The 26,947-nt window shown below is 64.1% G+C and carries 32 protein-coding genes and 1 pseudogene; 23 read left to right on the top strand and 10 right to left on the bottom strand.

All coding sequences use genetic code 11. The features are described 5' to 3' along the window. The first annotated feature begins 62 nt into the window (after positions 1–62). From hypE to R9B84_RS33965, 9 genes and pseudogenes are all read left to right on the top strand, one after another. A complete protein-coding gene (gene hypE / locus R9B84_RS34005; RefSeq protein WP_423761790.1) occupies positions 63–1,088 on the top strand; it encodes a hydrogenase expression/formation protein HypE in 1,026 nt (341 codons plus the stop codon). Then, positions 1,082–3,469 carry a carbamoyltransferase HypF gene (hypF, locus tag R9B84_RS34000; RefSeq protein WP_423761789.1) on the top strand — a complete coding sequence of 796 codons (2,388 nt, stop codon included), beginning with the start codon at positions 1,082–1,084 and terminating at the stop codon, positions 3,467–3,469. The genes hypE and hypF overlap by 7 nt, the downstream gene beginning before the upstream one ends. Before the next feature lie 65 nt (positions 3,470–3,534). Further along, on the top strand, positions 3,535–4,905 hold the full coding sequence (locus tag R9B84_RS33995; RefSeq protein WP_423761788.1) for a diaminobutyrate--2-oxoglutarate transaminase family protein: 1,371 nt from the start codon (positions 3,535–3,537) through the stop codon (positions 4,903–4,905). A 79-nt stretch (positions 4,906–4,984) separates the two neighbouring features. Then, positions 4,985–7,441 (top strand): penicillin acylase family protein, encoded by a 2,457-nt coding sequence (locus R9B84_RS33990; RefSeq protein WP_423761787.1) that lies wholly within the window; start codon positions 4,985–4,987, stop codon positions 7,439–7,441. Positions 7,442–7,519: 78 nt separating this feature from the next. Beyond that, the gene (locus R9B84_RS33985; protein WP_423761786.1) at positions 7,520–8,674 is read left to right on the top strand and encodes a branched-chain amino acid ABC transporter substrate-binding protein; all 1,155 of its coding nucleotides are present in this window, start codon (positions 7,520–7,522) and stop codon (positions 8,672–8,674) included. Between the two features lie 87 nt (positions 8,675–8,761). Next, positions 8,762–9,034, top strand: a complete 273-nt coding sequence (locus R9B84_RS33980) for an XRE family transcriptional regulator (RefSeq protein WP_423761785.1) — start codon at positions 8,762–8,764, stop codon at positions 9,032–9,034. Positions 9,035–9,423: 389 nt separating this feature from the next. Then, entirely contained in the window at positions 9,424–9,648 is a 225-nt protein-coding gene (locus R9B84_RS33975; RefSeq protein ID WP_423761784.1) for a glycine zipper 2TM domain-containing protein, read from the top strand. A gap of 88 nt (positions 9,649–9,736) precedes the next feature. Further along, a pseudogene (locus tag R9B84_RS33970) lies at positions 9,737–10,497 on the top strand (fatty acid desaturase); the annotation flags it as partial. A gap of 539 nt (positions 10,498–11,036) precedes the next feature. Continuing rightward, positions 11,037–11,372: a hypothetical protein gene (locus R9B84_RS33965; RefSeq protein WP_423761783.1), complete on the top strand. Its 336-nt coding sequence runs from the start codon at positions 11,037–11,039 to the stop codon at positions 11,370–11,372. Between the two features lie 117 nt (positions 11,373–11,489). Here R9B84_RS33965 and R9B84_RS33960 read toward each other — a convergent pair whose 3' ends face one another. After that, entirely contained in the window at positions 11,490–11,666 is a 177-nt protein-coding gene (locus R9B84_RS33960) for a CsbD family protein (protein WP_423761782.1), read from the bottom strand. A gap of 563 nt (positions 11,667–12,229) precedes the next feature. On the opposite strand from R9B84_RS33960, the gene R9B84_RS33955 reads away from it, so the two are divergent. Beyond that, positions 12,230–12,376, top strand: a complete 147-nt coding sequence (locus R9B84_RS33955; protein WP_423761781.1) for a DUF3096 domain-containing protein — start codon at positions 12,230–12,232, stop codon at positions 12,374–12,376. Between the two features lie 657 nt (positions 12,377–13,033). Here R9B84_RS33955 and R9B84_RS33950 read toward each other — a convergent pair. Further along, the gene (locus R9B84_RS33950; protein ID WP_423761780.1) at positions 13,034–13,336 is read right to left on the bottom strand and encodes a hypothetical protein; all 303 of its coding nucleotides are present in this window, start codon (positions 13,334–13,336) and stop codon (positions 13,034–13,036) included. 226 nt (positions 13,337–13,562) lie between these two features. Between R9B84_RS33950 and R9B84_RS33945 the strand changes: the two genes are divergently transcribed. Next, on the top strand, positions 13,563–13,988 hold the full coding sequence (locus R9B84_RS33945; protein WP_423761779.1) for a PRC-barrel domain-containing protein: 426 nt from the start codon (positions 13,563–13,565) through the stop codon (positions 13,986–13,988). Positions 13,989–14,101: 113 nt separating this feature from the next. On the opposite strand, the gene R9B84_RS33940 is transcribed toward R9B84_RS33945, so the two are convergent. Beyond that, entirely contained in the window at positions 14,102–14,821 is a 720-nt protein-coding gene (locus R9B84_RS33940) for a Crp/Fnr family transcriptional regulator (RefSeq protein WP_423761778.1), read from the bottom strand. Positions 14,822–15,188: 367 nt separating this feature from the next. Further along, positions 15,189–15,800, bottom strand: a complete 612-nt coding sequence (locus R9B84_RS33935) for a TetR/AcrR family transcriptional regulator (RefSeq protein ID WP_423761777.1) — start codon at positions 15,798–15,800, stop codon at positions 15,189–15,191. Positions 15,801–15,975: 175 nt separating this feature from the next. On the opposite strand from R9B84_RS33935, the gene R9B84_RS33930 reads away from it, so the two are divergent. The 4 genes from R9B84_RS33930 (at position 15,976) to R9B84_RS33915 (ending at position 18,948) form a co-directional block, all read left to right on the top strand. Beyond that, complete coding sequence (locus tag R9B84_RS33930; protein ID WP_423761776.1) at positions 15,976–16,149, top strand: hypothetical protein; 174 nt, start codon at positions 15,976–15,978, stop codon at positions 16,147–16,149. A gap of 128 nt (positions 16,150–16,277) precedes the next feature. Continuing rightward, positions 16,278–16,865, top strand: coding sequence for a tetratricopeptide repeat protein (locus tag R9B84_RS33925; RefSeq protein ID WP_423761775.1), 588 nt, complete (start codon positions 16,278–16,280; stop codon positions 16,863–16,865). 117 nt (positions 16,866–16,982) lie between these two features. Beyond that, a complete protein-coding gene (locus R9B84_RS33920; protein ID WP_423761774.1) occupies positions 16,983–17,810 on the top strand; it encodes a hypothetical protein in 828 nt (275 codons plus the stop codon). A gap of 115 nt (positions 17,811–17,925) precedes the next feature. Continuing rightward, positions 17,926–18,948 (top strand): hypothetical protein, encoded by a 1,023-nt coding sequence (locus R9B84_RS33915; protein ID WP_423761773.1) that lies wholly within the window; start codon positions 17,926–17,928, stop codon positions 18,946–18,948. Between the two features lie 137 nt (positions 18,949–19,085). On the opposite strand, the gene R9B84_RS33910 is transcribed toward R9B84_RS33915, so the two are convergent. After that, positions 19,086–19,700, bottom strand: a complete 615-nt coding sequence (locus tag R9B84_RS33910) for a trimeric intracellular cation channel family protein (protein WP_423761772.1) — start codon at positions 19,698–19,700, stop codon at positions 19,086–19,088. 43 nt (positions 19,701–19,743) lie between these two features. On the opposite strand from R9B84_RS33910, the gene R9B84_RS33905 reads away from it, so the two are divergent. The 8 genes from R9B84_RS33905 (at position 19,744) to R9B84_RS33870 (ending at position 24,931) form a co-directional block, all read left to right on the top strand. Next, on the top strand, positions 19,744–20,073 hold the full coding sequence (locus R9B84_RS33905) for a hypothetical protein (protein WP_423761771.1): 330 nt from the start codon (positions 19,744–19,746) through the stop codon (positions 20,071–20,073). A gap of 238 nt (positions 20,074–20,311) precedes the next feature. Then, positions 20,312–20,467: a hypothetical protein gene (locus R9B84_RS33900; protein WP_167347854.1), complete on the top strand. Its 156-nt coding sequence runs from the start codon at positions 20,312–20,314 to the stop codon at positions 20,465–20,467. Between the two features lie 247 nt (positions 20,468–20,714). Then, a complete protein-coding gene (locus tag R9B84_RS33895) occupies positions 20,715–21,188 on the top strand; it encodes a hypothetical protein (protein ID WP_423761770.1) in 474 nt (157 codons plus the stop codon). Beyond that, positions 21,189–21,458 carry a DUF1488 domain-containing protein gene (locus tag R9B84_RS33890; protein ID WP_047902012.1) on the top strand — a complete coding sequence of 90 codons (270 nt, stop codon included), beginning with the start codon at positions 21,189–21,191 and terminating at the stop codon, positions 21,456–21,458. Between the two features lie 303 nt (positions 21,459–21,761). Next, positions 21,762–23,360, top strand: a complete 1,599-nt coding sequence (locus R9B84_RS33885; protein ID WP_423761769.1) for a nitroreductase family protein — start codon at positions 21,762–21,764, stop codon at positions 23,358–23,360. A 112-nt stretch (positions 23,361–23,472) separates the two neighbouring features. Next, positions 23,473–23,694, top strand: coding sequence for a hypothetical protein (locus R9B84_RS33880; protein WP_423761768.1), 222 nt, complete (start codon positions 23,473–23,475; stop codon positions 23,692–23,694). A 65-nt stretch (positions 23,695–23,759) separates the two neighbouring features. Further along, entirely contained in the window at positions 23,760–24,479 is a 720-nt protein-coding gene (locus R9B84_RS33875; RefSeq protein WP_423761767.1) for a Crp/Fnr family transcriptional regulator, read from the top strand. Between the two features lie 248 nt (positions 24,480–24,727). Beyond that, on the top strand, positions 24,728–24,931 hold the full coding sequence (locus tag R9B84_RS33870; RefSeq protein WP_423761766.1) for a hypothetical protein: 204 nt from the start codon (positions 24,728–24,730) through the stop codon (positions 24,929–24,931). Positions 24,932–25,077: 146 nt separating this feature from the next. On the opposite strand, the gene R9B84_RS33865 is transcribed toward R9B84_RS33870, so the two are convergent. The 5 genes from R9B84_RS33865 to R9B84_RS33845 are packed head-to-tail and all read right to left on the bottom strand — an operon-like array spanning position 25,078 to position 26,470. Then, positions 25,078–25,419, bottom strand: a complete 342-nt coding sequence (locus tag R9B84_RS33865) for a hypothetical protein (RefSeq protein WP_423761765.1) — start codon at positions 25,417–25,419, stop codon at positions 25,078–25,080. Between the two features lie 46 nt (positions 25,420–25,465). Further along, positions 25,466–25,663 carry a hypothetical protein gene (locus R9B84_RS33860; protein ID WP_423761764.1) on the bottom strand — a complete coding sequence of 66 codons (198 nt, stop codon included), beginning with the start codon at positions 25,661–25,663 and terminating at the stop codon, positions 25,466–25,468. 19 nt (positions 25,664–25,682) lie between these two features. Then, positions 25,683–25,895: a 30S ribosomal protein S21 gene (rpsU, locus tag R9B84_RS33855; protein WP_034181433.1), complete on the bottom strand. Its 213-nt coding sequence runs from the start codon at positions 25,893–25,895 to the stop codon at positions 25,683–25,685. A 33-nt stretch (positions 25,896–25,928) separates the two neighbouring features. Continuing rightward, the gene (locus tag R9B84_RS33850; RefSeq protein ID WP_423761763.1) at positions 25,929–26,138 is read right to left on the bottom strand and encodes a hypothetical protein; all 210 of its coding nucleotides are present in this window, start codon (positions 26,136–26,138) and stop codon (positions 25,929–25,931) included. Between the two features lie 47 nt (positions 26,139–26,185). Further along, positions 26,186–26,470 (bottom strand): hypothetical protein, encoded by a 285-nt coding sequence (locus R9B84_RS33845; RefSeq protein ID WP_423763536.1) that lies wholly within the window; start codon positions 26,468–26,470, stop codon positions 26,186–26,188. Positions 26,471–26,947 lie beyond the last annotated feature (477 nt).

Here is a 26,947-nt window from a genome sequence, read left to right as displayed (position 1 = left end):
GTGCCGCGCACGCGGCCGGCGGGCGAATGCAGGCACTCCAAATCATTCGGTCGAACGAATCCATGAATATCAATGATCTTTCTCGTTCCACGGTCGTGCTGGACCATGGCACGGGCGCCAAACTCAGCCGCGAACTGGTGGAGATGATCGTCTCGGTGCTGGGCGATACCTATGTCGGCGAGATGGAGGACAGCGCGCTGCTCGACGTCGACAGCGGGCGCCTGGCGATGACGACCGACTCGTTCGTCGTCAATCCGCCATTGTTCGGCAACGGCGACATCGGCAAGATTGCGGTGTGCGGCACCGTCAACGACCTGGCCGTGGTGGGGGCGACGCCGAAGTACCTGTCGCTCGCGCTGATACTCGAGGCGGGCTTGCCGTTCGGCACGCTCGTGCGAGTGCTGGAATCGATTCGCGACACGGCGCGCGAAGCAAACGTCAAGATCGTCGCGGGCGATACGAAGGTCGTCGGCAAGGGCGAGGCCGACCAGATCTTCATCAATACGACGGGCGTCGGCTTCGTCGGGCGCGCGCCGTTGCGCATGAAACAGGTACGGCCGGGCGATCGTGTGATCCTGAGCGGCTGGATCGGCAATCACACGATCCATCTGCTGTCGATTCGAGAAGGGCTCGGCTTCGAGACGCGCGTACTGAGCGATTGCGCGCCGCTCAACGGCATGCTGGCCGAACTGTTCGACGCGATGCCGGAGGGCGCGTTGCGCTCGGTGCGCGACGTCACGCGAGGCGGCTTGTCCGCCGTGATGCACGAATACGCGTCCGCGCTCGACGCGACGCTCGAAATTCGCGCAGCCGATCTGCCGATCCAGGCGGAGACCGTGATGGCAGCCGACATGCTCGGCATCGATCCGATCAACATGGCGAACGAAGGCTGCCTGTGCCTGTTCGTCGCGCCGGAACAGGTCGAGCAGGTGCTGACGGTGCTGCGCGGACATCCGTACGGCAGGCACGCGGTCGAAATCGGCGAGGTGCGCGATACGGGCAATCGCGCTGTCGTCATGCGCGAGCGCAATGGTGAGCTGCGCACGATCGAAGAGCTCGCCGGCGCCGAACTGCCGCGCCTATGCTGACCGGAGGCGCAACCGCCGTCGCGCCACGCGCGGATCATGCCGGCGCGTGCGACGTGATCCGTTGGCGCATGCGCGTCACCGGCGTGGTGCAGGGTGTCGGATTCAGGCCGTTCGTTTATCGGATCGCGACGTCGCGCGCCTTGCGCGGCTGGGTGCTGAACGATGCCGACGGCGTCCTGATCGAGGTGGAAGGCGCCGCGTACGTGCTGGCCGATTTCGACGCGGCGCTGCGATCGAACTTGCCGCCGCTCGCGCGATTGACGTCGCTGCGCTCGCACGGCGTCGCGCCGCTGCTCGACGAGACGGAACGCTTCGTGATCCGGCACAGCGAGCAGAGCGGCAGCCATCTCGCGCAATTGCCGGCGGATTCGCACGTGTGCGACGCCTGCCTGCGCGAAATGTCGGACCCCGCCGATCGCCGCTATCGCTATCCATTCATCAACTGCACGAATTGCGGGCCGCGCTTCTCGCTGATCGATGCGATTCCGTACGATCGCGACAACACGACCATGCGCGCGTTCACGATGTGCGAGTCGTGCGAGGCGGAGTACCGCGACCCGTCCGACCGCCGCTATCACGCGCAGCCGAACGCATGTCCGGTGTGCGGGCCGCGGGTCGAGTTGTACGACGCGCAGCGGATGCTGTCGGCCGGCGACGCCGCGCTGCGCGCGACGATCGACGCATTGCGTGCGGGCCTGACGGTCGCCGTCAAGAGTGTCGGCGGATTCCATCTCGTGGCGGACGCGCGCAATCCAGACGCGGTCGCGCGGCTGCGCGAACGCAAGCGACGCCGCTCGAAGCCGTTCGCGCTGATGATGCCGACGGTCGACGCGGTGCGGCGCCGAACCGAATGCAGCGAACTCGAGGCGCAATGGCTGACGTCGCCCGGGCGGCCGATCGTGCTGCTGCGCAAGCGGGACGGCGGCGATCTGGCGGAGAACGTCGCGCCGCGCAATCCGAACCTGGGCGTGATGTTGCCGTCGGCGCCGCTGCATTACCTGCTGTTGTCCGATCCCGACATGCCGGCGCTGGTGATGACGAGCGGAAACGTGTCCGGATTTCCGATCGCGTATCGCAACGAGGAAGCGCTCGCCCGCCTGTTCGAGGTATGCGATCGCGTGCTGCTGAATGATCGCGATATCGCGATTCGGATCGACGACTCGGTGATCCGCTGCTCGAGCCACCCGCAGCTGCCGGCGCCGCAGGTCAGTTTCCTGCGGCGCGCACGCGGCTTCGCACCATACGCGATCGAGGTCGGCCGGACCATGGCGCCGGTCGTGGCCTACGGCGCGGAGCTGAAGACGACGGTCGCGCTGGCCGATCGCGAGCGGATCTACGTGAGCCAGCATATCGGCGATCTCGGCAACGAAGACACATTCCGTTCGCATCAGACGATCGCGTCGCACCTGGCCGACCTGTATCGCGTGTCGCCGGCCGTCGCCGCGTGCGATATGCATCCGTCGTTCCGCTCGACCCGGCTCGCGTCGGACACGCATGCGTCGCATCGGCAGATACAGCATCACCATGCGCACATGGCCGCGTGTCTCGCCGACAACGGACTCGACGGGCCGGCGATCGGCGTGATTCTCGACGGCGCGGGCTACGGCCCCGACGGCACGATCTGGGGCGGCGAGTTTCTCGTCGGCGATGCGCTCGACGTGCGGCGCGCGGGGCACTTGCGCTACCTGTCGCTGCTCGGCGGCGACAAGGCGGTGCACGAACCCGTGCGCACGGCGCTTGCGCTCGCGCTCGAATCGTTCGACGGCGATACGGGCGTGATGGCACGCGTGCCCGCGTTCGCGGCGCTGGGCGGCGAAGCGCGGCACGTGTACGCGACGATGTGGCGCAACGGCCTCAACGTGACGCGCACGTCCAGCATGGGGCGCTTGTTTGACGGCGTGGCGGCGCTCGCGGGCGTCTGTTCGCGGGCGGAATACGAAGCGCACGGGCCGATTGAATTCGAGGGGCTGCTCGCGCGCGATCTCGCGATGAGCGAGCCGTACCGCCCTGATGCGTTCGACACGCCCGCCGACGCACCCGTCGAGCTGGACTACCGGCCGATCGTGCGGCAGGTCGTGGCGGACGTGGCCGGCGGCGTCGATCCGGCCGCGATCAGCCGGCGCTTTCATTCGACGATCGTGCAGGCGATCGCATCGCTCTGCGAACGGCTGCGCAGCCGCCATGCGCTCGACACGGTCGTGCTGAGCGGCGGCGTGTTCTTGAACGAATTCGTGCTGGTGAACGCGCTGGTCGAGCTCCGGCGCAGGGGTTTCGATGTGCATGCGCATCGCGACGTGCCGACCAACGACGGCGGCATTGCAGTCGGGCAGGCGGTCGTGGCGAGCGCGAGAATGGCGGCGGAACGCCGGTCAGTCGATTGAATAACGCTGTTTCTGGGATGACGCAGATGAATGCACCGCACACTGAATTACCCGATCGACCTGACATGTTCGAGTTCGTCCGGCAACGCGAGTCGAGCGCGCGCACCTATGCGAACGCACTGGGCCGCGTATTCGTGAAAGGCCGGGGCGTGCACGTGGTTGACAGCGATGGAAACGAATATCTCGACTGCCTGTCGTGCGCGGGCACGCTGGCACTGGGCCACAATCACCCGTATGTCCGCGACCAGGTCATCGATTTTCTGCAATCGGACCAGTTGCTCCAGGCGCTCGACATCACGACGCCCGCGAAGAGCCGCTTCATCGAAGCGCTGTTCGACGCGCTGCCCGACGCGTTCGCGCGGCATGCCCGCATCCAGTTTTGCGGGCCGTCCGGCGCGGATGCGACCGAGGCCGTCGTCAAGTTGATGAAGACGGCCACCGGGCGGCGCTCGATCCTGGCGTTTCACGGCGGCTATCACGGCATGACCGCGGGCGCGCTGGCGCTGACGGGCAACCTGACGGCGAAGGCAGAGGTCGCGTCGCTGATGCCGGACGTGCACTTCCTGCCGTATCCGTATGCGTATCGCTGCCCGTTCGGCACCGACGGCTCGGACACGGAAGCGCTGTCGCTCGCCTACATCGAGCGCGTGCTGAGCGATCCCGAGAGCGGCATCGTCGCGCCGGCCGCGATCGTCGTCGAGGCCGTGCAGGGCGAAGGCGGGGTGATTCCCGCGCCGGCCTCGTGGCTGCGCGGGCTGCGCGAGCTCACCGAACGTTTCGGCATCCCGCTCGTGATCGACGAGATCCAGACAGGATTCGGCCGTACCGGCACGATGTTCGCATTCGAGCACGCGGGCATCGTGCCTGACGCGATCCTGATCTCGAAGGCAATCGGCGGTGGGTTCCCGCTGTCCGCGGTGCTGTATCACGAGCGTTACGACGGCTGGAAAGCCGGCGCGCACGCGGGCACATTTCGCGGCAACCAGATCGCAATGGCCGCCGGCACCGCACTGCTCGAGGTGATGCGCGACGACGATATCGCGGGCCGCGTGCAGGAGCAGGGCCGGCAGCTCGAACTCGGCTTGCGCGAGCTGGCGAGCCGCTTTCCGGGTTTCGGCGACGTTCGCGGGCGTGGGCTGATGTGGGGCGTCGAGATCGTCGATCCGGACGGGCCGCCGGATCGCTCGGGGCGCCGGCCGGCCGACGGCGACACGACGCGCCGGCTGAAGCGGGCGTGCCTGGCGCGCGGGTTGATCGTCGAATCGGGCGGCCGTTTCGGTGCCGTGCTGCGCATGCTGCCGCCGCTGACGATCTCTGCGGACGAGATCGGCGAATTGCTTGCGAAGCTCGGGGCCGCCTGCGTGGACGTGTGGCCATCCGGGCAACCGGGTGCGGCGGATCGAGAGGCCGCATCCATGCTCGCCGAAGCGGAGTAACGTCAGAGCTGCGTCGTCGGCCGGCGCAGGTTTGCGCGGCCGGATGCCGCGGCGTCATTCTTTCCAGGAGCAGAACACCTTGCTGTATCGCGTCTTCCGTTGGTCGTTGCTGATCGTCGTCCTGCTGATTGCGGCGGGCGCGGGTGGGGTCGCCCTGTATGGCCGGGCGTCGCTGCCGGCGCTGGACGGCACCGTCATCGCTGGCGGGCCGGCCGGGGTCGGCGCGCGCGTCGAGATCGCGCGCGACACGCACGGCATTCCGCATATCGTCGCGGCAACCGACGGCGACGCGTATTTTGCGCTGGGTTTCGTCCATGCGCAGGATCGGCTCTGGCAACTCGACATGAACCGGCGCATCGCGTCGGGAACGCTGGCCGAGGTCCTCGGCGCGCGCGCGCTGCCGGTCGACACCTTCATGCGCACGCTCGGCGTGCGGCGCAATGCCGAGCGCATCGTCCGCCATCTGTCGCCCGACGGCCGTTTCGCGCTGGAGCGCTATGCGGCGGGAATCAACTTCTATCTGCAAACGCGGCGCGGGGCGCTGCCGGTCGAGTACCTGATGACCGGCGCGCCGGCGCCCGCACCGTGGACGCCGGCCGATTCCGCCGCGTGGCTGTCGGTCCTCGCGTGGGACCTGAGCGGCAACATGGCAATGCAGATCGAGCGCATGCGGCTCGCGCAGAAGCTGCCGATCGAGCAGATCCACCAACTGATCACGACGTCGCCCGAGGATTCGACCCGGATGGCGACGACCGACTACGTGCCGCTGTACCGCAACCTGTCGACGCTCGCGGAGTCGGCCGTCGGTGCGCTCGCCGCGGCGCCGTCGCGGCGTGTCGAGGGTATCGGCTCGAACAACTGGGTGATCGCGGGCAGCCGCTCGGCCAGCGGCAAACCGATGCTCGCGAACGACCCGCACCTGACGCTGTCGACGCCGGGCCTGTTCTATTTGGCCCATCTGAAGTCGGATCGCCTGAATGTGGCCGGTGGTACGGTGCCCGGATTGCCGCTGGTGCTGATCGGCCACAACGAACGCATCGCTTGGGGGCTGACCAATACTGGCACGAGCGTCGAAGACCTCTTCATCGAGCAGGTGAATCCGGCGAAACGCGACCAATACCGTACGCCGGCCGGCTGGGCGCCGTTCTCCACGCGCACCGAGATCATCCGCGTGAAGGGGCAGGCGCCGGTGCGCTGGACCGTGCGTGAAACGCGCCACGGCCCCGTCGTCAGCGACGTCTCCGCAAAGGCGCGGGACGCGCTTCGCCAGTCCGACCAGTACGTGCTCGCACTGCAATGGACGGCCCTGATGCCGGACGACACCACGATGGAAGCGGGCATCGGCTTCGATCACGCGGGCAACTGGGACGCGTTTCTCGATGCCGCGTCGAAGTTCGGCGTGCCCCAGCAGAACGTCGTCTATGCGGATCGGGACGGCAACATCGGCTTCATTGCGCCCGGACGCGTGCCGCTGCGCGCGCGCGACAACGATCTGATGACCGAGGTGCCGGCGCCGGGATGGGTGGCCCGTTACGACTGGAACGGATTCGTTCCGTTCGCGGAATTGCCGCGGGCGTTCAACCCGCCGGAAGGTCGCATCGTGACGGCCAACAACCGGATCGTGCCGAACGGCTATCCGCATTTCCTGACCGGCGAGTGGGTGATGCCTTACCGGTACAGGCGAATCACCGCGCTGCTCGACGCACGGGACAAACACACGCTGGACAGCTTTGAAGCGATCCAGGCCGACGTTCACTCGCTGTCACAGGACGATCTGCTCGGGCTGCTGATCGCGCAGGCGGGGCCGCAAGCCGATCCGGACGCCGCGCAGGCGCTGGCCTGGCTCAGTGCGTGGGATCGCGAAGCGCGTGCAGACCGGGCCGAGCCGCTGATCGCGAACGCATGGGAACGTGCGGTCACGCAGGCGATCTTCGAGCCGCGCTCCGGTCATGAGTTGTTCAAGGCGTACTGGGCGCAGCGCAACCTGCACCAGGCGCTGCTGAATGCGTTGCGCGATCCTGCGATTGGCGCAGCATGGTGCCCCGTGGGGGCGGGTACGCAGGCCGCGCATCCGTGCGCCGCGCAGGTCGGTGCGTCGCTGCGGACCGCGTTGCGCGAGCTGACGCAGCGCTACGGCCGCGACATGCGTGCGTGGCGCTGGGGCGACGCCCACGCTGCGGTCGCGCCGCACCGGCCGTTCCATCAGGTGCCGTGGCTCGCGCGCTGGTTCGACGTGCGGGTGCCGGTGGGCGGCGACATGATGACGGTCAACGTCGGCGGCAACGATTTCAGCGATGAGGTCGCGCCATATCAGACGAAGATGGCCGCGGCGATGCGGATGGTAGTGGACATGGCCGACCCCGATGCTGCGCGCTTCGCGATGCCGGCGGGCCAGTCGGGCAACCGCTTTTCGACGTGGTACGCGGACATGATGCCGTTATGGGCAAGCGGTCGCTACGTCACGATTCCGACCGATATCAGCGGCATACGCCAGTGCGACTGCAAGCGATTGATGCTCGATCCGTCGCGCGAGTGAGGTCTCAAATGTGTAGCAGGCAAGGGTAACCCATCGAGACGTCGATACAGTCGTCTCTCATCTCTCAGGAAATCTCGGATGAATCAGAAGAACGCGAATGAAGTGTGCAAACAGGTGCTGGTCGGGGCAACGGCGCTTCTTTTTGCTGCTGCTGCGGCGGATGCAATGGCCGACCAGGTCGTGAAGATCGGCAGCGTCGAACCGACGACGGGCGGCATCTCGCACCTCGGCAAGGACAACGAGAACGGTGCGCGCCTCGCGGTCGAGGAAATCAACGCGAAGGGGCTCACGATCGGCGGCAAGAAGGTCACGCTGCAGCTCGACGCGCAGGATGACGCGGCCGACCCGCGCCAGGCCACGCAGGTCGCGCAGAAGCTCGTCGACGACAAGGTCGTCGCCGTCATCGGCCACCTGAACTCGGGCACGTCGATCCCGGCGTCGAAGATCTACAGCGATGCGGGCATCGTGCAGATATCGCCGTCGGCCACGAACCCGACCTACACGCAGCAAGGCTTCAAGACGACCTACCGCGTCGTCGCGACCGACGCGCAGCAGGGCCCGGCGCTCGCAAGCTACGCGCAGTCGAAGGGCGTGAAGAGCGTGGCGGTGATCGACGATTCGACCGCTTACGGCCAGGGTCTCGCGAACGAGTTCGAGAAGAAGGCGAAAGCGCTCGGCCTGAAGGTGCTGTCGCACGACGCGACCAACGACAAGGCGGTCGACTTCCGCGCGATTCTGACGAAGGTCAAGGGCGAGAACCCCGACGCGATCATGTACGGCGGCATGGACGCCACCGGCGGCCCGCTCGCGAAGCAGGCGAAGCAGCTCGGCCTGCGCGCGAGGATCCTGTCCGGCGACGGCGTGTGCACCGACTCGCTGGCCGAACTGGCCGGCCCGGCGGCCGACAACGTGCTGTGCTCGCAAGCCGGCGCCGCGCTCGAGAAGATGCCGGGCGGCGCGGCGTTCGTCGCGAAGTACGAGAAGCGCTTCAACCAGGGCATCAAGTTCGATGCGCCGTTCGCGTACGACGCGGTCTACATCGCCGTCGACGCGATGAAGCGCGCGAACTCGACGGATCCGGCGAAGATCCTCGCGGCGATGCCGGCGACGAAGTACGACGGCGTGATCGGCACGACGACGTTCGACGCGAAGGGCGACCTGACGCACGGGATCATCTCGATCTACGGCTACAAGGGTGGCAAGAAGTCCTTCCTCGACCAGGTCAAGATGTAACCCGCCAGCGCGCCGGCACGACGGGAACGCCACCCGTCGGCGCCGGCGCCGCGCGGGCCGATTTCTGAATCACGGAGACGAAGCAACATGTGTGCAATGGCGTATACCGAATTTCAGCAGGAGTTGAGAAAAGCGCAACTGACGTCGCGCGAGTTCGCCCGTCTGATCCGGATGAACGAAAGCTCGATCACGAACTATTCGAGCAAGGGCACGGTGCCCTCCCACCTCGCGGTCATCGCAAAGCTGATCGGTGCGCTGGCCGCGCACGAGATCGATTTTCGCGAACTCATCGCTCAAACCACGATTGAGCCAAAGAGACCGCGCGGCTGCCGCACGATTCTTCGAAAAAGCGGATCGTGAGCCACTCATGCGGCCTGCCGATGCCGATGATCGGAACCCAGACGTAGACGGGCAACCTTTTCAAGGACGACATTTCCGAGAATTCCCGTGCGCAAGGACACGTTCTTCGAGACGAGCGCCATGCAGTTGTCTCAAAAAAGTGTCCGGGTCCTTGATTTCTCCAGGGGCCAGAGCCCTCTTTTCTGAGAGCCCGCAGTCGTGACGCTGGGGACGGCGCAAACGGTGCTGCCGTGAAGCGGCAGGTCGGCATCCGGGCCGGTACGTTAGCGGACGGACTGCGCGCGATTCACCGCCCATCATGAACCGACGTCCCGAATTTCATCGGGATGTCAGCGCATGGGCTTCCGTGCGTCGTGCCGGATTGGACGGCGCCGCGGCAACCCGAGGAGATGATCATGAGAAAGCTACATTCCGTGGCAGTCGAGATGGCGATTGTCACCATGACGATTGTCGTACTGGCGGGTTGCGGCGGTATGTCTCGCCGCGGAACGGATACCGTGATCGGGGCGGGTGTCGGCGGCGTTGCCGGCGCGGCCCTGACGGGCGGCAGTGCGTTGGGCACGGTGGGCGGCGCGGCCGTCGGCGGCGTTATCGGCAATCAGGTCGGAAAATAGGCCGGCCGAAGGGTAGGGAATCGGCACGCGCACTCGCCGTCACGGTGAAGCGCGCGCGGATACCTGCGTGGCGCGGAGTGCGACCGGTATGTCGGCATTTCTCCTGAACGGCGAAGCTGAGGCTGTCCTGGTGGCAGCTTGCGTGGGTCGTGTTCGCGCTCACGCATGTCACGCCTCATCGGCGTGACGGTGTACCTGCACCGCTGTCAGTGCGCACCGGGCGCTGGATCTGCACCCGGGCGTCAGCCACTTCTTCCGGTTCTGGCTGTGGTTGACGACCGGCATGCTGACCTTGCAGTGGGTTGGCGTGCATCGCATGCATCACGCGAGAAGCGAGACGCCGGAAGATCCGCATAGCCCGCGAACCCGAGGCCTCGCGACCGTGCTGCTGCGCGGCGCGGAACTGTACCGGGCGGAAGTGCGGAACGAGGAAACGCTGCGCCGATATGGATGGGGTACGCCGAACGACTGGCTCGAACGCCACGTTTGTGCCCGCTATCCGAAGCTCGGCGTCGGGCTGCTGGCCGTGATCGATGTCGGGCTGTTCGGGCTGCCTGGCGTAGCGGCGTGGGCGATCCAGATGATGTGGATTCGGTTCTGGGCCAGCGGCGTGATCAACGGTTGTGGTCACTTCAGCGGCTATCGGAATTTCGCGACGTCCGGTGCGAGCACCAACCTCTTCCCGCTGGGCATCCGCGCCTGCTCCCGAACAAGGCTGTGGTCGACGACGCAACGCTGCAAGCGGTCATCCGCAACCGGCATGCGGTGATCGCCACCTATGCACGCATGCTCGAAACCGCCTGCCGGCGGGCGCTGCGCCGCATCAAGGACATGAGCCTCGACGACAAGTGATTTGCTCCTCACAGAGCAGCCGTTGGCGCCGAAGGATTCAAGGGCGCCGATGCCTTGACAAAAAACCGGCAGGAATCTGTAGTGCGCGTGCTCGATACGGGCTGCGAAAAAAAACATCGGATGCCGAATTATGCTTCGATGCGGAAAAGTCACGGGGTTGCGGTGCAGGATCCACTACGGGGCCGGAAGAACCCGCTTCCAAATAGTCGATACCGTACAGACCAACGTGTGTCGTCAGGTTCACGATGAACTCAACACCGAGGAGGCCGCCATGTGCATCCCACTTTCACCCGAGGTCGTCGAGACCCTCAAATCGCTTGATCGAATTCCGGATTCCCAAGCCGAAATTCCACGCGCCATAGCCAATGAACTATTGACTCACGGGCTTGCATACGAGTCGCGCACCGGCGGCTCGATCAATATGACGGCCGCAGGCCGGCTGTGGCTGAATCGGTGCGCGGAATAGCGCGCACGCACTGACCGGGCGGGACCGGAGTTTTGTCCTGTACAACGATCCATGGACCCATGAGGCGATGATGAAAATCCAAACTACACGATGGTTTGCGCTGGACCAATACGCGCCTGTTCGCGACGGATGGTATGAAGTGCGAATGGTGAGCGGCGACACGGCGTTTGCGAAGTTCGGCGACGGCGACTGGACCGAAAAGCCGATGCTCACTTTTACGCGCTGGCGGGGCTTGTGCTCCGATCCGGCCAAGTCGGGCGACCAGGAGACGATTGCCGCGGATGCGACCGCAGCGAAAGGTGTCCGCGATGCGTGGGACGCGTTCTTTCCCGGCGTGGGAGACGAGCAGCACAAGCCACTTGCCGCCGCGCACGGCGACCACACCCGACGCATGGCGAGATCGTGACCGTCAGTCGGGAAACGGGTATCGCCGGATGTTGCATGCACGCGCTGTCAACATCCGGTAAATCCGCGTCACGTTTGCGCGATCGTGCTGCGCTACGGAACCGTTCGCGCGAACGCCCTACGGCCGCCGCTTGATTTGCTCTTTCGCGTCACCGAATGACGCCTGTGTCTTTCCGACGACCTGCTCGACCTTGCCCCGCATTCTGGTCGATCGATTTCCCATGACCCTGCCGACCATTTCCTTCAGTTTGCCTTTCGCTTCCACGATGCGGCCTCTCACCTGATCCCTGTTCATCACACTGCTCCTTGACATTGGTGGCCTGTTCTGCCGGTACGAAACCTGGAACCATCGAGGCCTCGTATCGGGTGCTTTAGCACTGAACAATCAGGATGCCGGAACACACATTGCGCGCAATTGCGACGGAAGTCGGTACGATGCCGTACGCGAATCGGCGCAGGCGCGATCGCCGCGAAGAGAGGTGTGCAGTCTGTCTGTTTTTGCATGCTTGGTACGCTTTCGTACCGCATTCGCATTCGCCTGTGTGTAGCGTCAGGGATATCCGCGAACCCCTTGGGGCGAACCGCACAGCGACGAACACTTCCATGGTGTACGCCGGGATCGATCCTTGCTATCGGAGTCGCGGTCCAGGGGGCACGACGACCGATACATCCGACGCCAGTGGCCGGATCGACAAACGCCACATCATCGACGCAGGCGCCGACTCGACCGTTGCGCGCCCTTACACGACCGCCAAAGGCTCGCGTGTCACCCGGCTCAAGTCGCTGTAACGAGGGCGGAGGCGGGGAGGGCGGCTTTGCGTTGTATTCATGTGTTGTTTTCAATCTTGCGGAGGGCGTATGCACATCGTCACGAGCGCGGGCCCACTGGTTTCGCTGATCGCAGGCATTCTGATTCTCGTCGTGCCCCGTCTGTTGAACTACATCGTTGCGATCTACCTGATCGTCATCGGATTGCTCGGGCTGCTCGGCGGACATATCCACTGAACCGGCCCTCGACGAAATGGCAGGCGACGACCCTCGCAGGCAGCACCTGCGATCATCGATTCGCCACCGTCGCCAGGTCGGCACGGCGGGACCGCGAAACATCCTCCGGATCTTAGTCGTCAGGATCACGAAGCAATGAGGATCGCGACGTCGATGGGCTGCCGGGCGAACGAGGCAGCCGGAATCGGCCCGGTAGCGTAGCGATACGCGGGATGCGCGGGCTCAGTCTGTCCGATGCCGGACGGTTTGCCTGCGCCTGTCGGCGCTGCGACCGTGCCCGATTCCCGATTCCCGATTCCCGATTCCCGATTCCCGATGTCCGGCGTTACGCGTAGGCCCCCGATCGTGCCCAGCGGAATTTTCAGATCGGGCCTATGCTGGCGTCGTGACCGGCGGCATTCCACGCTGGCGGTCGTCCGCACGCGGCGAGTCGAATCCGGGTCCGCCTGGTCCGACAATCAGCTCCATGGAGGCGGCTATGCGCAACAGGTATCGAGAGCAGCATACGAACGGCGGCAAGAGCGAACGCAATGTCGACGAGGCGGTCGAGGGGACGTTCCCCGCCAGCGATCCTCCGTCGATAGGCGGTGTCACCAGGATGATTTCCCGCCCGGCCCATCGAAAGCATCACCGGAAGTCGTCGCACCTCAAGCACCGTTAGCGCCGGTTGCGCCGGTTGCGCGGCGCGGGTCGGCGCGTTGCACAGACGACGGCGACGAAGACGAACGGAATGGCCCGAGACGCGACGGCCTTGCCGCCCGCAAGTCGGGAATGCGCTTCTACCGATTCGATCGTCGCGTTGACGACGATGCGCCCGCACAAGGCATCGTGTGGCGTGAAGTCCGGTTCGCAATCGCGAATGCGCTGTCGATGGTCGACAGCATTCGGACATGACGGATGACAGCGCTCTATGCCGTCTTCATCAGGCGGGCCCTGCCGTAACTGGGTGTCGGCTTCCAATGTGACCGGGATCCAACGAGTCGTCGCCGGTATCCGGCGATATCGATGAACGCGGCGGTATCGGACAGCGCGACGGTGGGCCGATATTCCCGGTGTGTCCAGGTACGGAACCGTACCGACTTCCGATGCCGGTGCGCGCAGCGTTTTCCCGTGCGTTGCGTGCCGTCGTCAATGTCGAGACCGTGCACGAAATGGATATTCCCGGATCTTGTCCAAGGAGGACATCATGAGGATGCTCCACACCCCCAGTCGATCTCGGGATGATGGCAACGGGGGCAGGCTTGTCGGACGCGACGCAGGCGATGAACCCGGTCGTATGGTCACGACCGCGGATGTCCTGAAGGGCAGCAAGATCATCGCGTCGGACGGTGAGGATATTGGATACGTCTTCGACATCGTGCTCGATTTGCACCACGGCAGAATTGCGTACGCAGTTGCTTCCAGCGGAGGAACGGGCGAGATGCTTTGCGCCATTCCGTGGAGTGCGATGAAATACGATACCGGCGACAAATGTTTCCATCTGGATGTGACCGGCGCGCATGTCAAAGGCACCCCGGGCTTCGACGACGACCATTGGCCGGTGATGACGCAATCGCAGTGGGGAATGTCGCTTCACCAGTACTACAACCGCACGCCGTACTGGGTAGCCTGACGGTAGCTGAGCCGTCGCGTCGATAGCGGCAAGGTGTCGATCGTCCGCTTCCACGCCTTCGCAGGCATCAAGGGCATCTGCCGTGAAGGCCGGTACGATGCGCGCAGTGGCGGCTAGAGCCGCTTCAGATCGGGAAGCAGGCGATCGAATTCGCGTTTGACCACGCTGTAGCATTCGCACACGCGCTTTTCGAGCCCCGGCCGGTCCAGCACCTCGATATGGCCGTAGTTGTAGCGGATCAGAGCCGCGTCCTGCAGTTTTAGCGCCGCTTCCGTCACGCCCGATCTGCGTACGCCCAGCATGTTGGCGATCAGCTCCTGCGTCATGCGCAGCTGGTTCGAAGGCAGGCGGTCGAGGCTGAGCAGCAGCCAGCGACACAGTTGCTGATCGATCGAGTGATGCCGGTTGCACACTGCAGTCTGCGCCATCTGCGTGATGAGCGCCTGGGTATAGCGCAGCAACAGGCGCTGCATCGCGTTGCCGCGCCGGAATTCTTCTTTCAGGATGCTCGCGTCGAGCCGGTAGGCTTGCCCCGCGCTTTGCACGACGGCGCGACTCGGCGTCGTTTCGCCGCCCATGAACAGCGACACGCCGATCATGCCTTCATGGCCGACGATCGCGATTTCAGCGGACGAGCCATCCTCCATCACATACAGCAGCGACACGATCGACGTGGTCGGAAAATAGACGTGATGAAGCTGGCCGCCCGACTCGTACAGCACTTTTCCCAACGGCATGTCGACGAGCGTCAGGTGTGCGGCGAGGTGGGCGCGCTCATTGTCCGGCAGCGCGGCAAGCAGGTGATTTTCGGTAATGGGCGGGTTGTCCTGCATGCGTGGCTCCTGCGCTCGCGCCCGGCTGACGATGGAAAATCCGGCCGATGTGGGTGCAGCGGGAATCGGTGTGAGGGGTCAACCGTCATCTCTTGCCGATCCGACGACCGGACGGAAGGGGGGTGCAATGTGTCCCTTTTCTCGATGAGTTCGGGATACCGTTCGAATGCGAATCTACGTTCAAAAATTATAGTGTCGGCACATATCCCATCAAGGTACGCACAATCGCGCGCGCTCGATATGGAACCGATATTTCACGGAACAAGTTACGGGAAATCGCGGTCGCCAGGCCGCCATGGCGTCGATCGCGCAGTGGGGCGCCGATCCCATATCTTGCAGACCCGCAACGTACGCTCAGGACAACCCGTCACACGTGTTGCGTATGGGCGTCCGCATGTTTCGCCTGCCCGGTGCTGCCGCGCATTTCCTGTTCCAGAAGCGATTTCGCAGCTTGCCACGCTCGCCCCGCAGACGCCGAATCGTTGAACGCTCTTGCTTCGACTGTCGCACCGTCCAGCAGCATCATATAAACGGCGGCCAGCCGTTTTGCCGTTTCGGGAGATACGAGCTCCGCGAGCAGTTCGGCGATCCATTCGACCATCTTGCGGCGATAGCGGATCGCGACATCCGAGATGGGCGCATACGCCGTTCCGAATTCGGCCAGTGCGCGCTCGAACAGGCAGCCGGCGAACGCCGGCGTATTGAACCACGCTTCGTACCAGTCGAAGATCGTCTTGACCCGCTCGACCGGATCGACGACGTGCTGCAGTTGCGTGTCGATACTGCCTACGATCAGGTCGTAACGCTGGACCAGCACTTCCCGGATCAGTTCGTCCTTGCTCGGAAAATGCCGATAGAGCGTCATTCGGGCGACGCGGGAATCGTCGATGATCCAGTCGACACCGACCGGATGAAACCCGTGCTTCGAGAACAGTTCGGTAGCTTTGTCTACCACCAACTGGCGTTTGCTGGCTCTCACGAACAATTCCCTCCTTGATCCTTCCGACTGCGTAGACCGACTATTTTAGCATCGTACCGATCGGTCACATCCGGCCTTGCCACCGGCCTCCCGGACCCGGCGGGCCCACATGATGCGCGTTCGCAAGTTGTCTTGACTATGATATAGACCGATATGTATCATTTGAAAACAGAAAATGACGATCGATGATGCGTGCTTTAAAAAACCAGGAGCGCCGGCCATCGATTCACCGCTCGACGGTGCCGCAGCGGGCACGGTGGCGGAGTTGAACGAATGCCGGGGCGGCGCGCTATGCCTCTCGCCGGCTTCTGACGGTGCAGTGGTGATGCAAGACGAAAAGAGAACCTGAGAGAGCCTTGGGCTACGTGTCGGCGCTGGCGGATGGTGTTCGCCGCGTCGCGCGCAAGCCGGTGCATGCTCGCGGGGCGGGATCGCGCGAAGCAGTCGGCGCGAATAAAACTTGAGGGAAGTACCAAAATGTACCGCCGTTTACTCGCACCAGGGCTGCTGTTGCTATTGGCCGCGTGCGCGCAGGATCCGTCCGTGACCGGCAACACGGTGCGGATCTGCGACGACACCGGCTGTTCCTATCGTCCTAAAGATCAGGTCTCCTACCCAAAGAAGGACGATGCGGAAGATCGCGAAGACCCGCGCATCGCCGCACTGAAGCAGGCCGCGAAGGCCCAGCCGAAGGCGGCCTACGATCTCGGCCTGCGTTATTTCCGCGGCGACGGCGTGCGCCAGGACAGCTACCAGGCACTCAAGTGGATGCGCGACGCCGCCGAGCGCGGCGACCTGCGGGCGCAGAAGGCGCTCGGCAGTTTCTACCTGTTCGGCCTCGAGGAGATGGGCTCCGATCCGCGCGAAGCGGACAAGTGGCTGTCGATCGCGGCCGGCCGCGGCGACAAGGAATCGAAGAAGCTGCTCGAGCTCGCGCGCAAGGCCAAGAAAGAAGACGAAGAAGACTGGAAATGGCGCACGCAATGGCGTGACGTCTATTACGGCTACTGGTACTCGGGCTATCCGTACTACGGCGTCTGGAATCAGACGGACTGGTACTACTGACCGGGCCGGAAGCAACGGGGCGGCAGCGGGGAGACCACCATCGCGCCATGCCCGGGGGGCTTACGAAGGTCGCACGAACCCATAAGCCGAACAACGACTCTATCGATCGATAACGACATGAAGACCACTCTTTCCCATCGTCTTACTCAAGGTGCGCTGGTCGCAGCGCTTGGCGCGTCCGTCGCGGGGTGCGGCGGCGTGGTGACGCCCGGCGGTCAGAACGCCGGCGTGACGGGCGCCGCGGCAGGCGGCACGAGCGCGGGCGCCGATTCGGGGCTGCAGCGCTGCGCGTCGCCGCTCGGCACGATCGCCGTGGACGACGGCCGCAACGCCGACTGGTGGGGCCCGTTCGGCAGCGCGACCAAGATGACGACGATCGACCCGTTGCTGCGCCTGGCGGTCCAGCAGTCGAACTGCTTCGTGATCACGTCGATCGGCAACCAGAAGAGCGACGCGCGGCTGTCGCGCATCACGCAGCTGCAGCGCGGCTCGGGCGAATACCGCGCGGGCTCGAAGCAGCAGAAGGGCCAGCGTGTCGCGGCCGACTACTACATGGAACCGCAGATCGTCATCAACGATTCGCCGATCGGCGGCATCGGCAGCATGATCGGCGGGCTGATCGGCAACGGCGCGGTGGCGGCGGTGGCCGGCCATCTGCAGATGAAGGCGTCGGTCGTGACGTTGACGCTGTTCGACGTGCGCTCGGCGGTGCAGATCGCGGCGTCGGAAGGCAGCTCGACGGCGACCAACTACGGCGCGGCGCTGGGCGGCTTCGGCGGCGGCGTGGGCGGCGCGCTTGCGGGCTTCTCGTCGACGCCGGAAGGCAAGGCGACGGTCGTCGCGTTCATCGACGCGTACAACAAGATGGTCGTCGCACTGCGCAGCTACAAGGCGCAGGACGTCAAGGGCGGCCTCGGCCGCGGTGGCCAGCTTCAGGTCAACTGACGTCCCCGGGCCGGCGGTGCGCCGCCGGCCGATTCCCGGTATGTGAATGTCCGTGCGCGCGGCGTGATCCGCGCGCACCGGCTTCGTTCTTCCTGTTCGTTTCGAGGTGTTCCCGATGAAAGCCATTGCATTGATCGCATTGACCTGTCTGGCACTGACCGCTTGCGGCGGCGACGACAATTCCTCGCCCGCATCGTCCGGCGGTGGAGCGGGCACGAGCAACAACGGCGGAAGCGGCGGCACTGGCGGCACGGGTTCCGGCGGTACGGGAAGCGGCGGCAGCGGCGGTTCGGGTGGCTCGGGCGGCAGCACGCTGACGCTGCGCTACGACGCCCAGCCGACCGCGGCGGATCAGGCGAGCTTCCTGACGCTGCTCAACAGCGAAGGCGCGAAGGGCTATCGCTATCTGGGCGACTACTTCTACAACGCGACCAACGGCGGTTCGCGCTCGATCTTCGTGAGCGACGGCACCGCGCAGACCTACACGTACCAATTGCAGTCGACGCCGGCCGACATGACGGGCTTCGTCAACCAGGCCAACACGCAAGGCGCGAGCGGGTATCGTTTCGAAGGGCCGCTCACGTACGGCTATCTCTATCGCAAGGACGGCGGCTCGTCGGCCACCTACACGTACGCGACGACGGGCCTGCCGGCCGACACGAACGCGTTCCTCGCGCAGGCGAACGGCCAGGGCCAGTCGGGCTACTGGTTCCTGGGCCCGATGATGGTCGGATCGGCGCAGGCAAACGTGTACATGAAGAACAACGCGTCGAACGCGACCTATACGTACGATGCGCTGGTGCCGACGACGAACGTCAGCGACTTCATCGCGCAGGCCAACAGTGAGGGCGCGAAGGGCTATCGCGCAAAAGGCGGGCTGCTGTTCGGCAGCACGATCTCGTGGGTCTACGTGAAGGACCAGACGCAGTCGCCGACCTTCACGTACCAGTCGGCCGCGATCCAGTCGACCGGCGCCGGCTTCGTCCAGCAGTCAAACACTTACGGCGCGCAGGGCTCCGCGTATCTGGGCGATCTCGCGCTCGGCACGACGACCCCGGTGATGGCGTCGTTCTATTTCAAGCCGACGAACTGCACGGGGTTCCTGTGCACGACGCTGAATCCGCTCACGCAGAACTGAGCGGGCGCCTCCGGCGCGGCAGCGTCGCACGGGTCGTTCGCTGCTGAATGGCCGGCACTTGCCGAATCGAGTGCCTCAGGTGCGCCACGTCGTCCGTGGACGCATCTTTTGCCGCCGGCTTGCCGGCGGTATTTCGTTTACGCGTGCGGCAGATGCCAGCCATAGCGTACCGCGGCGAGCCGCAGGGCAAGGCAGGCGGCACCCGCACCCACAGCGGCAACGACAGGCGGCAATCCTGCTCGACGGCCGGCGACGACGAGCGCTCCGCCGACGAACGCCGCGCTCGCGTATATGTCAGACACCAGCACCGTCGGCACGCGCGCGAGCAGCAGGTCGCGCACGACGCCACCGCCGACGCCCGTCACGACGCCCATCAACGCCGCGATGAATGGGCCGATCCCGTATTCGACCGCTTTCTGCGTGCCGGCGACCGCAAACAACGCGAGCCCTGCCGCGTCGAGCGCGACGAGGACCAGGCCGGGAATGCCAAGGACTTGCGCGTGAAACACGAAGGTGACTAGCCCCATCGTGAACGCGAGCGCGGGATAGCGCCAGTCGCGGATTGCATTCGGTGGCGCTGCACCGATCAACAGGTCCCGGATTACGCCGCCACCGAGCGCGACGGTGAACGCGATGACCATCACGCCGAGCAGATCGAGGCCGCCGCGCATGGCGGCGACCGCGCCTTCGACGGCGAACACGGCCGTGCCAGCCAGATCGGCTGCCAGAACGAGTTTTGTTGTCGTTTTCATCGAGCGCAGAAGAGGAGAACCCGCGCATGCGCGCGGACGTTGCATGAAAATGGCGAAACACGCGGCACCGGTTTCCGGGTTCAGGCCATTGGCGACGCGATCCGGTGGTTACGACGCGTTTCCCGACACCGAACCGGACCTTGGAGTATCGGCAGCGGTGAAACGAATCCTACGCGAATCGAATCCGGAACTCGACGCGACTTGGCCTCTTGAGCCGCAGGTTGATCCGATGGTGATTGTATGTGCGGCGTGCGCAGGCTTCGCAACGCGAGATGGAGTGGACTACGTAGTAAGCCGCTATGGGTTTGTGACGATGCGCGTGCCGGATGGTGACGCAATCGCACTGCGTTCTGAACTGCCACGCGAATCCTGAGCGTCAATCGCGAGATTGCTGGCGAGCAGTCGGCAGAAACCGGCCAAAGGCCGGTTTTTTTGTCCGCCGTACCGGAAAATCGGCCGGACCCGAAGCGAAGTTGGCGGCCTCCATCGACCGCCGGACCAGGGAAAAGCCGATTCGTTTTCCTGAGGGACAGGAGCCGTGCCGGACGCTGGTTTCCGTGAATGCATCACCTACAATGTAATGATGGTCGCGACCTTGCAAGGAGGCTGCCATGACTCAGTCGATGATTAGCTTTGTGGTTGGCCTGGCGGTCGTATTGGCCATCGTGGTCATGCTGGCGGTACGTTACCTGCGCGACCACAAGGGTGAAGGGATGGTTCAGTGGCTCGATGCACATCACATGGGCTGGATGCACCACAAGCATTGACGGCCTGATCGACGATGCGGGTCCGATCCCGCGCTACAGGCACCGGACGGTTGTGCGCCGCGCTGAACAAGCCGCCGCGCACGCTGCGCTTCGCTTGGGCCGCGGGTCCGGGAACAACGCTGGCCGGCTGCTGCCATGTCGGGGTGGATGACAGTAGTGTGGCTTGGGCGGAATCGTGCCGTTCACGGCCCTGGCGCGAGATAGCGCTTGCATGGCCGGGATATAGGGCGCATTCTCGTGAGGTTCGATGTGCGCGATCGGTGGTTTTGCTTCGACGCCTTACGTTTCCCCCCTGTCCGCACGGCTCCGCAGAACGCTCACCACCACGATCCCGCGCGCAAACGTCGAAGCTGCGAACTTCGCGCGTCAACCCGGCCTTCCCGTGAGGCTCGATCCGGCAGTTCAGTGCGCAACAGAGGCCGTCGGCGGCAAGCCCGCGGGTAGTCCCCGTCCGTGCGTCCTGAAGGGCGCACGACGACGATATTCGGTCACCGCGACGGTTCTGACATTTGAAATTCATTTTTCGGGAACCGGCATGCCCAAGCAAACCGAACGGAAGTCTGCCACGCCCGTCAGGCAAAACGATTACGTCGACGCGCAAAAGTCTCGCGCCCAGGCACTGAAGCGCGCGGACGCCGAACGTGCCGAGAAGCGACGCGAAAATGACGCCCGCATCAATGTCAACGCGAGCAAGTGGCGTTATATCTGTCAGGAGGATTAGATGGGGAACAGTGACGCGACAATCAACTTTCCTAATCCCAGCCGCACCTATGACATGTCCAGACACTGCGTGTGCTTCTGGGGCTACGACAATTCTTCTCGCGAGATTACCTTTCTGGTCGACGATGCGATGCTGGCGAAGCTGAACGCCGACATGGATTCCAGTGAGCCCGCATTGCTTGCGGCCTTCGACCGCAACCGCGACCGGATTCTGGGACTCGCCAGGGACCTTTACAAGGGCGGTCCCCAGAACAGGTACACGATTTCGTGAGACGGGGCGCAGTGTGCGCACACACTCGACGTGCGCCTTCCTGCTGACCTGCGCGGGCCGTGAGTAGCCGTCCGCGGGCGTCGGGGCCGCCGATCGTTCGGGCGGCTCGGTCAGGCGGGCAGGTGGCTGTGTTCCGGCAATCGCCTACCGACGACCCTCGCGGAACACAAGGACTCGCACCTCGGCGAATTCGACGTTGAACGCGCGCACCGGATTCCACGACGTGATGACGGCCGCGCTCCAACGTCGAGCCATCCGGTTTTGTACAGTCGCGTGTGCAGGTATTCCGGGTCTGAGGTGGACATGGATCGGTCAACGCATGCGCTGCTCGATTATCACGAACGCAGCAAGCACCGTCTCGACTTCTACGCGCCTGGCCCCGGGAGGCTCGACTGGGCAACCCAGCCGGACCCGTTCCGGGTGTTTCACGGCGCACCGCGCGTCGATCTGCCGTTGGCCGCGGACACGCTGGCCACGCGCTACAACGCATTGCGTTGCGGCAGCCTGCCGCCCGCGCGCGCCTTCGATCTTTCCAGTCTGGCAATCCTGTTCGAACTCTCGCTCGGCTTGTCGGGGTGGAAATCCTATGGCGCCGAGCGGTGGGCACTGCGCTGCAATCCCTCGAGCGGAAATCTGCATCCGACCGAAGGCTATCTTCTGTGTCCGGCCCTGCCCGGCTTGTCTGCAGGCGTCTACCACTACCTGAGCCGGGATCATGCGCTGGAACATCGCGCTGCGGTGGATGACGCGCAATGGACCGAGGCGTTTTCGGAAAGCGGTGTCCTGGTCGGCCTTAGCTCGATCCACTGGCGCGAAGCGTGGAAATACGGCATGCGCGCGTGGCGCTACTGCCAACAGGATTGCGGCCATGTCATCGCTGCGATGAGTTACGCAGCAGCTGCGCTCGGCTGGCAGACGCGGTTGATGGAGGCGGCCGCGGATGACGAAGTGGCCGCCTTGCTTGGAGTGGATCGCAGCGAAGACTTCAGTGAGGCGGAAACGGAGGCGCCGGATCTTTTGCTGTGGATTGGCAACCCGGACGCGCGACCCGATCTCGAGAGGATGCGGATCGCTTTGGACAACGCACAGTGGCACGGGCGCGCCAATCGGCTGAGTTCGGGACATGTGGCGTGGCCGGACATCGATTCGATTCATCGCGCCACACACAAGCCCCGTACGCGCGAATCACCGTCGCGGAACCCCGAGCCGTGCCCGGCGCCGGCGACGCCAGCACGCGATCTCGGCTTCGCCCGGATCGCCAGACAGCGTCGCAGCGCCGTGAGTTTCGATGGCACGACGCGCATCGACGACGCGGCCTTTTTCAGCATGCTGACTTGCCTGCTGGCACGTCCCGGCACGCCGCCGTGGAATGCGCTGACGTCTCCTCCTGCAGTGCATGCGGCGCTGTTGGTGCATCGCGTCGACGGCCTGGAGCCAGGCCTCTATATGCTCGCAAGAACCCCGGGCGCACTGCCGGATCTCAAGCGATCCCTGCGCCCGGAATGGTTGTGGGAAAAGACCGGGCCGGACGACTTGCCGCTCTATCTTCTACTGCCTTACGATCTGCGCGCGGCGGCAAGGTTGATCTGCTGCCACCAGGATATCGGCGCCGATTCCTGCTTTGCGCTCGGGATGATCGCGAGATTCGAAATCGCGTTGAAGCAACCATGGCGTTATCGCCATCTGTTCTGGGAATGCGGGATGCTTGGCCACGCGCTCTATCTCGAAGCAGAAGCCGCCGGCGTGCGCGCGACGGGAATCGGCTGCTTTTTCGATGATGAAATGCACGCATTGCTCGGCGCGAAGGATCAGGTCTGGCAATCCCTGTATCACTTCACCGTCGGTGGCGCGGTGGACGATCCACGTCTGTCGGCATTTCCGCCGTACGAGGTTCAGCCTTGACGGACAGCTCGCGCATGTCGTTGCCGGCTTCCGCGTGACCGGTCCGGATTCGACCGCATCCGTGCAATTTCACCCGGAGTGCTAGGATGATTGGACACATGCGGAAGTCATCATGGACGATTTCACATTCACTACCGAAACGCACGTCGCACGCATTCGTGTGATGGAATCCGCGCGTGGTGTGTACCGAGGCTATGTGTATCTGCGCCGCACCAATGAGGGGCCGAACGACGATCCCCCATACGAGACCGATTCCGATCGGGAGCAGTACGATCTCGCGCTCGAAGACGCCAAGATCCTCGCGCAACGTCTGCTTCGCGAGTTCGAGTCTTGAGCCGATGACGCTTCGTGGCGTCGATTCGCGTTGGGTAGGGGCGGCAATCACGGCAGGAGCGACCTATGTCGGCGCAGCCCTCTCCGATTGACAATCATCTGCTCGCAGCCTTGCCGCCAGAAGGTCTCGCGCATATTTCGCCGCAGCTCGTGCTGGTCGACATGCCGTTGGGCAAGGTGCTGTACGAGTCGGGCGGTGCGCTCAGTCATGTCTATTTTCCGACGACATCCATCGTCTCGCTGTTGTACGTGATGGAGGACGGTTCGTCGGCCGAGATTGCCATCGTCGGCAACGACGGGTTGATCGGCATCGCGCTGTTCATGGGCGGCGAAACGACCCCGAGCCGCGCGATCGTCCAGAGCGCCGGACACGCTTACCGACTCGATGCACGCATCCTGAAAGACGAGTTCCGTCGAGGTGGTCCGATGCAGCGGCTCTTGCTGCGCTACACCCAGGCGCTCATCACTCAGATGGCGCAAACCGCCGTATGCAATCGCCATCACTCGATCGATCAGCAGCTGTGCCGCTGGCTCCTGCTCAGTCTCGACCGGCTGCCATCGAGCGAACTGAAGATGACGCAGGAGTTGATCGCCAACATGCTCGGCGTCCGGCGATCGGGCGTGACGGAGGCTGCGCTGAAACTTCAGGATGCCGGATTGATCCGGTACAACTACGGGCACATCGAGGTACTGGATCGCGCCGGGCTCGAGAAGCGTGTGTGCGAATGCTACGGCGTGGTCAGGCGAGAATTCGACCGCTTGCTTCCGGATTTGAAACGCCTTTAGAACCGGCACCGAGGCCACGCGGCTGGTCGTGCCGTCAGGTCCGTACGGCAGCGTACCGACTGCCGACGCCCGCGGGCGCACGGTGTCATATGACGCACAGACTGCAGATCGGCCGCGGACTTCATGGAGATGGGTACGCCGTGATGGACGTGGCCCGTTGCGATCCATATCGCTTGCACCGCTGTCGCCCGACTCGGGCGGCGCGAGCCCATCCATGATGAAAGGCGGTTTCTTGACGGAGCCTGTTGATGAACGATTACCCGAAACGAGAAAAAAATCCGGAGGACGGGCAGCAGGAGCAGGCGGACGCACGTGCGACCGACGATGGCATGCCCGTGGTTCATCCGGGGCGGCAAAGACGCCATACCTTTTCGTGGAAAGCCGTCACACCCAAGCAGCGTATTTCCGATGCAAGGAAACGTCTGGGCATGGGTTTTCTGTCGAACCATTAGCATAGGCGTAGCAACACTCCTCGAACTCAAACAGAACGTGGAGCTGCCTCGGCAAGGCGGAACTCGAAGCCGGCCAAACGCCGGCTTGTTACTTTGGGCTGCCGTTGCCCGAATGCATGCCGCTCGTGCGAGTGCCGTCGCTACGATCAGACCTGCTCCCTGAGGTAGCGGATGCATTTCATGCGTAGACTCGCCCCACCCGCGAGCGTGCCTCGTGGAGGCGGCGTCGCGTCTTTCGCCGCACCAGGTAGCGGCCCTGAAAATGCGGCGTTGTCGACCGGGCGGACTGACTTTGCGATCTGAAGCGACGCATGGCCAATCCAGACCCGATCGCGCCACTCGCATTTCGCGCGATGGACGATCAGCCACCCTTGCAGCGATTCGACGAGCTGAAACGGCGACAGCCACGCGCGAGTCTGCCTTTGGGTGACGAGTTGCAGGACAACAAGGAAATAGAGCAAATCAACGTACTTGGTCGGGACGCGCATAGTCCATCTTCTGGTTGTCGATGCTCGCGAGCGTGCCGGCGTCGGCTCATCCCTGGATGCTGAGCGCCTTCTCGATCGCGGCAATCAGTTTGAACGCATCGTCCCGCCCGATCAGAAAACCGCGGCTGGTGTACTCGCAACCGAACGCATAGAAGCTCGGCAGCAGCGTCACCATGTCTTTCTGCCGATCGAAATCGACTTCGCATTTCGTCAGCGGGAAAAACGGCGGCTCGTCGCCCGGCATCTTGTACACGGTGTGCTCCCTAGTACATTTTGCGGGGCGGCAACATGCGCTTCGCCCGCAGGCGCTGCCTGGAAACGGCGCTGGCCTTTTTCCGCTTGCGTTCCGTCGTGGGTTTTTCGTAGCTGGTGCGACTGCGCAACTCGCGAATCAGCCCGGTTTTCTCGATGGTGCGCCGGAAGCGCCGCAGTGCGACGTCGATCGGTTCGTTGACCTTGAGTGTGACTGTTGTCATGTAGATCCTGTTTGGGAGCGTTTGAACGGAAAACTAGCCGAGTCGTGTCATGACGGCGCTCGCTATCTCGTCGGACTCGAATTCCGAATATCCGGCTCCGATCGAGAGTGCGCGTACCGCCACGAACATTTGCAGCTCTTGCTGGTGGCTCAGTGCCGAGTCGGCGATTCTGGCGGGCATGACGGCGTCGGTCCGGGTGACCTCACGCCGTCTGATCAAGCCAAGTAGTTCGTCGATGATCATTGTGTCCTCCAGAATGCCGCCACATTGCGTTGCCGTGACGAGCCGCGTCAGAGCGCGCCGGAAAAGAAACCCTGCGTTTCGCGATTGTCGTCGATCATGTTCTCGGCATAGCGCAGAGAAGCACGACGCGCGTCACCGGCGCTGTCGAACGGAGCGTTGTCGCGCAATCTGAACGTCTGGCTCTGCGTCAGCGTGTCGTCGGTGCCGCGCAAGCAAATCTTGACTGCCGCATCGAACCCGGCATCGTAGTTGTGCGGGCAACCATCCAGCACCGGCACGTGAGGGTAAATCAGTGGATAAATCTCGAATCCACGGTAGACATGCATGCTCATGGCAAACTCCTGGCGTTCGGCCACGGCGAATCGCATGGACGAACACATCCGGCTGGTATCGCCGTTACAGGGCGTGCCGGCGGGTGAAAGGGACAACGTTGCAGCGCAGGGGAGGGGCGATGCAGCAAGGGGGTAGAGGGAGGGGTGAGCAGTCAGACGGCAAGTGATCGCCCGAATAAACCCATCATACGCGCATCGATTGTCGGGCGTTCAACTTATTCCAGACTGCGCGCTTCGACGCATCACGCCGAGATCACGTTGCACGGCAGCGGCGGCCGCCTCTTCGTCACGCTGCGATTGGTTCGTCCGCTACTACGGAGCAGGCGGGCGCTTCTTCGGGGGCGATTTCGCGATGGCGGGAGCCTTGGGCGGCACCCAGTTCAATGCCGTGCCGAGCCTGGGCAGCGTCAGGGCAGGTTTGGTACGCGAAGGCGTCTTGTTACTGTTACTGCTAGCTTGACTTCTGGTCATGCGGGT

Source organism: Burkholderia sp. NLJ2 (assembly GCF_049487195.1).
Lineage (GTDB): Bacteria > Pseudomonadota > Gammaproteobacteria > Burkholderiales > Burkholderiaceae > Burkholderia > Burkholderia pyrrocinia.
Note: the sequence above shows the minus strand (reverse complement) of the source record. Positions and strands in the feature narration are given on the sequence as shown.

What these genes read in the sequence shown, in the direction of transcription:
- R9B84_RS33945 (WP_423761779.1), top strand. Translation starts at nt 13,563, where the DNA reads ATGAGGATGCTCCACACCCCCAGTCGATCTCGGGATGATGGCAACGGG.
- hypE (WP_423761790.1), top strand. Translation starts at nt 63, where the DNA reads ATGAATATCAATGATCTTTCTCGTTCCACGGTCGTGCTGGACCATGGC.
- R9B84_RS33960 (WP_423761782.1), bottom strand. Translation starts at nt 11,666, where the DNA reads ATGAACAGGGATCAGGTGAGAGGCCGCATCGTGGAAGCGAAAGGCAAA.
- R9B84_RS33910 (WP_423761772.1), bottom strand. Translation starts at nt 19,700, where the DNA reads ATGAAAACGACAACAAAACTCGTTCTGGCAGCCGATCTGGCTGGCACG.
- R9B84_RS33880 (WP_423761768.1), top strand. Translation starts at nt 23,473, where the DNA reads ATGGACGATTTCACATTCACTACCGAAACGCACGTCGCACGCATTCGT.
- R9B84_RS33865 (WP_423761765.1), bottom strand. Translation starts at nt 25,419, where the DNA reads ATGCGCGTCCCGACCAAGTACGTTGATTTGCTCTATTTCCTTGTTGTC.
- R9B84_RS33875 (WP_423761767.1), top strand. Translation starts at nt 23,760, where the DNA reads ATGTCGGCGCAGCCCTCTCCGATTGACAATCATCTGCTCGCAGCCTTG.
- R9B84_RS33980 (WP_423761785.1), top strand. Translation starts at nt 8,762, where the DNA reads ATGTGTGCAATGGCGTATACCGAATTTCAGCAGGAGTTGAGAAAAGCG.
- R9B84_RS33995 (WP_423761788.1), top strand. Translation starts at nt 3,535, where the DNA reads ATGTTCGAGTTCGTCCGGCAACGCGAGTCGAGCGCGCGCACCTATGCG.
- R9B84_RS33930 (WP_423761776.1), top strand. Translation starts at nt 15,976, where the DNA reads ATGACGATCGATGATGCGTGCTTTAAAAAACCAGGAGCGCCGGCCATC.
- R9B84_RS33860 (WP_423761764.1), bottom strand. Translation starts at nt 25,663, where the DNA reads ATGCCGGGCGACGAGCCGCCGTTTTTCCCGCTGACGAAATGCGAAGTC.
- R9B84_RS33890 (WP_047902012.1), top strand. Translation starts at nt 21,189, where the DNA reads ATGGGGAACAGTGACGCGACAATCAACTTTCCTAATCCCAGCCGCACC.
- R9B84_RS33845 (WP_423763536.1), bottom strand. Translation starts at nt 26,470, where the DNA reads ATGAGCATGCATGTCTACCGTGGATTCGAGATTTATCCACTGATTTAC.
- R9B84_RS33885 (WP_423761769.1), top strand. Translation starts at nt 21,762, where the DNA reads ATGGATCGGTCAACGCATGCGCTGCTCGATTATCACGAACGCAGCAAG.
- R9B84_RS33955 (WP_423761781.1), top strand. Translation starts at nt 12,230, where the DNA reads ATGCACATCGTCACGAGCGCGGGCCCACTGGTTTCGCTGATCGCAGGC.
- R9B84_RS33900 (WP_167347854.1), top strand. Translation starts at nt 20,312, where the DNA reads ATGACTCAGTCGATGATTAGCTTTGTGGTTGGCCTGGCGGTCGTATTG.
- hypF (WP_423761789.1), top strand. Translation starts at nt 1,082, where the DNA reads ATGCTGACCGGAGGCGCAACCGCCGTCGCGCCACGCGCGGATCATGCC.
- R9B84_RS33870 (WP_423761766.1), top strand. Translation starts at nt 24,728, where the DNA reads ATGAACGATTACCCGAAACGAGAAAAAAATCCGGAGGACGGGCAGCAG.
- R9B84_RS33905 (WP_423761771.1), top strand. Translation starts at nt 19,744, where the DNA reads ATGAAAATGGCGAAACACGCGGCACCGGTTTCCGGGTTCAGGCCATTG.
- R9B84_RS33920 (WP_423761774.1), top strand. Translation starts at nt 16,983, where the DNA reads ATGAAGACCACTCTTTCCCATCGTCTTACTCAAGGTGCGCTGGTCGCA.
- R9B84_RS33915 (WP_423761773.1), top strand. Translation starts at nt 17,926, where the DNA reads ATGAAAGCCATTGCATTGATCGCATTGACCTGTCTGGCACTGACCGCT.
- R9B84_RS33940 (WP_423761778.1), bottom strand. Translation starts at nt 14,821, where the DNA reads ATGCAGGACAACCCGCCCATTACCGAAAATCACCTGCTTGCCGCGCTG.
- R9B84_RS33850 (WP_423761763.1), bottom strand. Translation starts at nt 26,138, where the DNA reads ATGATCATCGACGAACTACTTGGCTTGATCAGACGGCGTGAGGTCACC.
- R9B84_RS33925 (WP_423761775.1), top strand. Translation starts at nt 16,278, where the DNA reads ATGTACCGCCGTTTACTCGCACCAGGGCTGCTGTTGCTATTGGCCGCG.
- R9B84_RS33895 (WP_423761770.1), top strand. Translation starts at nt 20,715, where the DNA reads ATGTGCGCGATCGGTGGTTTTGCTTCGACGCCTTACGTTTCCCCCCTG.
- rpsU (WP_034181433.1), bottom strand. Translation starts at nt 25,895, where the DNA reads ATGACAACAGTCACACTCAAGGTCAACGAACCGATCGACGTCGCACTG.
- R9B84_RS33965 (WP_423761783.1), top strand. Translation starts at nt 11,037, where the DNA reads ATGAAAATCCAAACTACACGATGGTTTGCGCTGGACCAATACGCGCCT.
- R9B84_RS33985 (WP_423761786.1), top strand. Translation starts at nt 7,520, where the DNA reads ATGAATCAGAAGAACGCGAATGAAGTGTGCAAACAGGTGCTGGTCGGG.
- R9B84_RS33975 (WP_423761784.1), top strand. Translation starts at nt 9,424, where the DNA reads ATGATCATGAGAAAGCTACATTCCGTGGCAGTCGAGATGGCGATTGTC.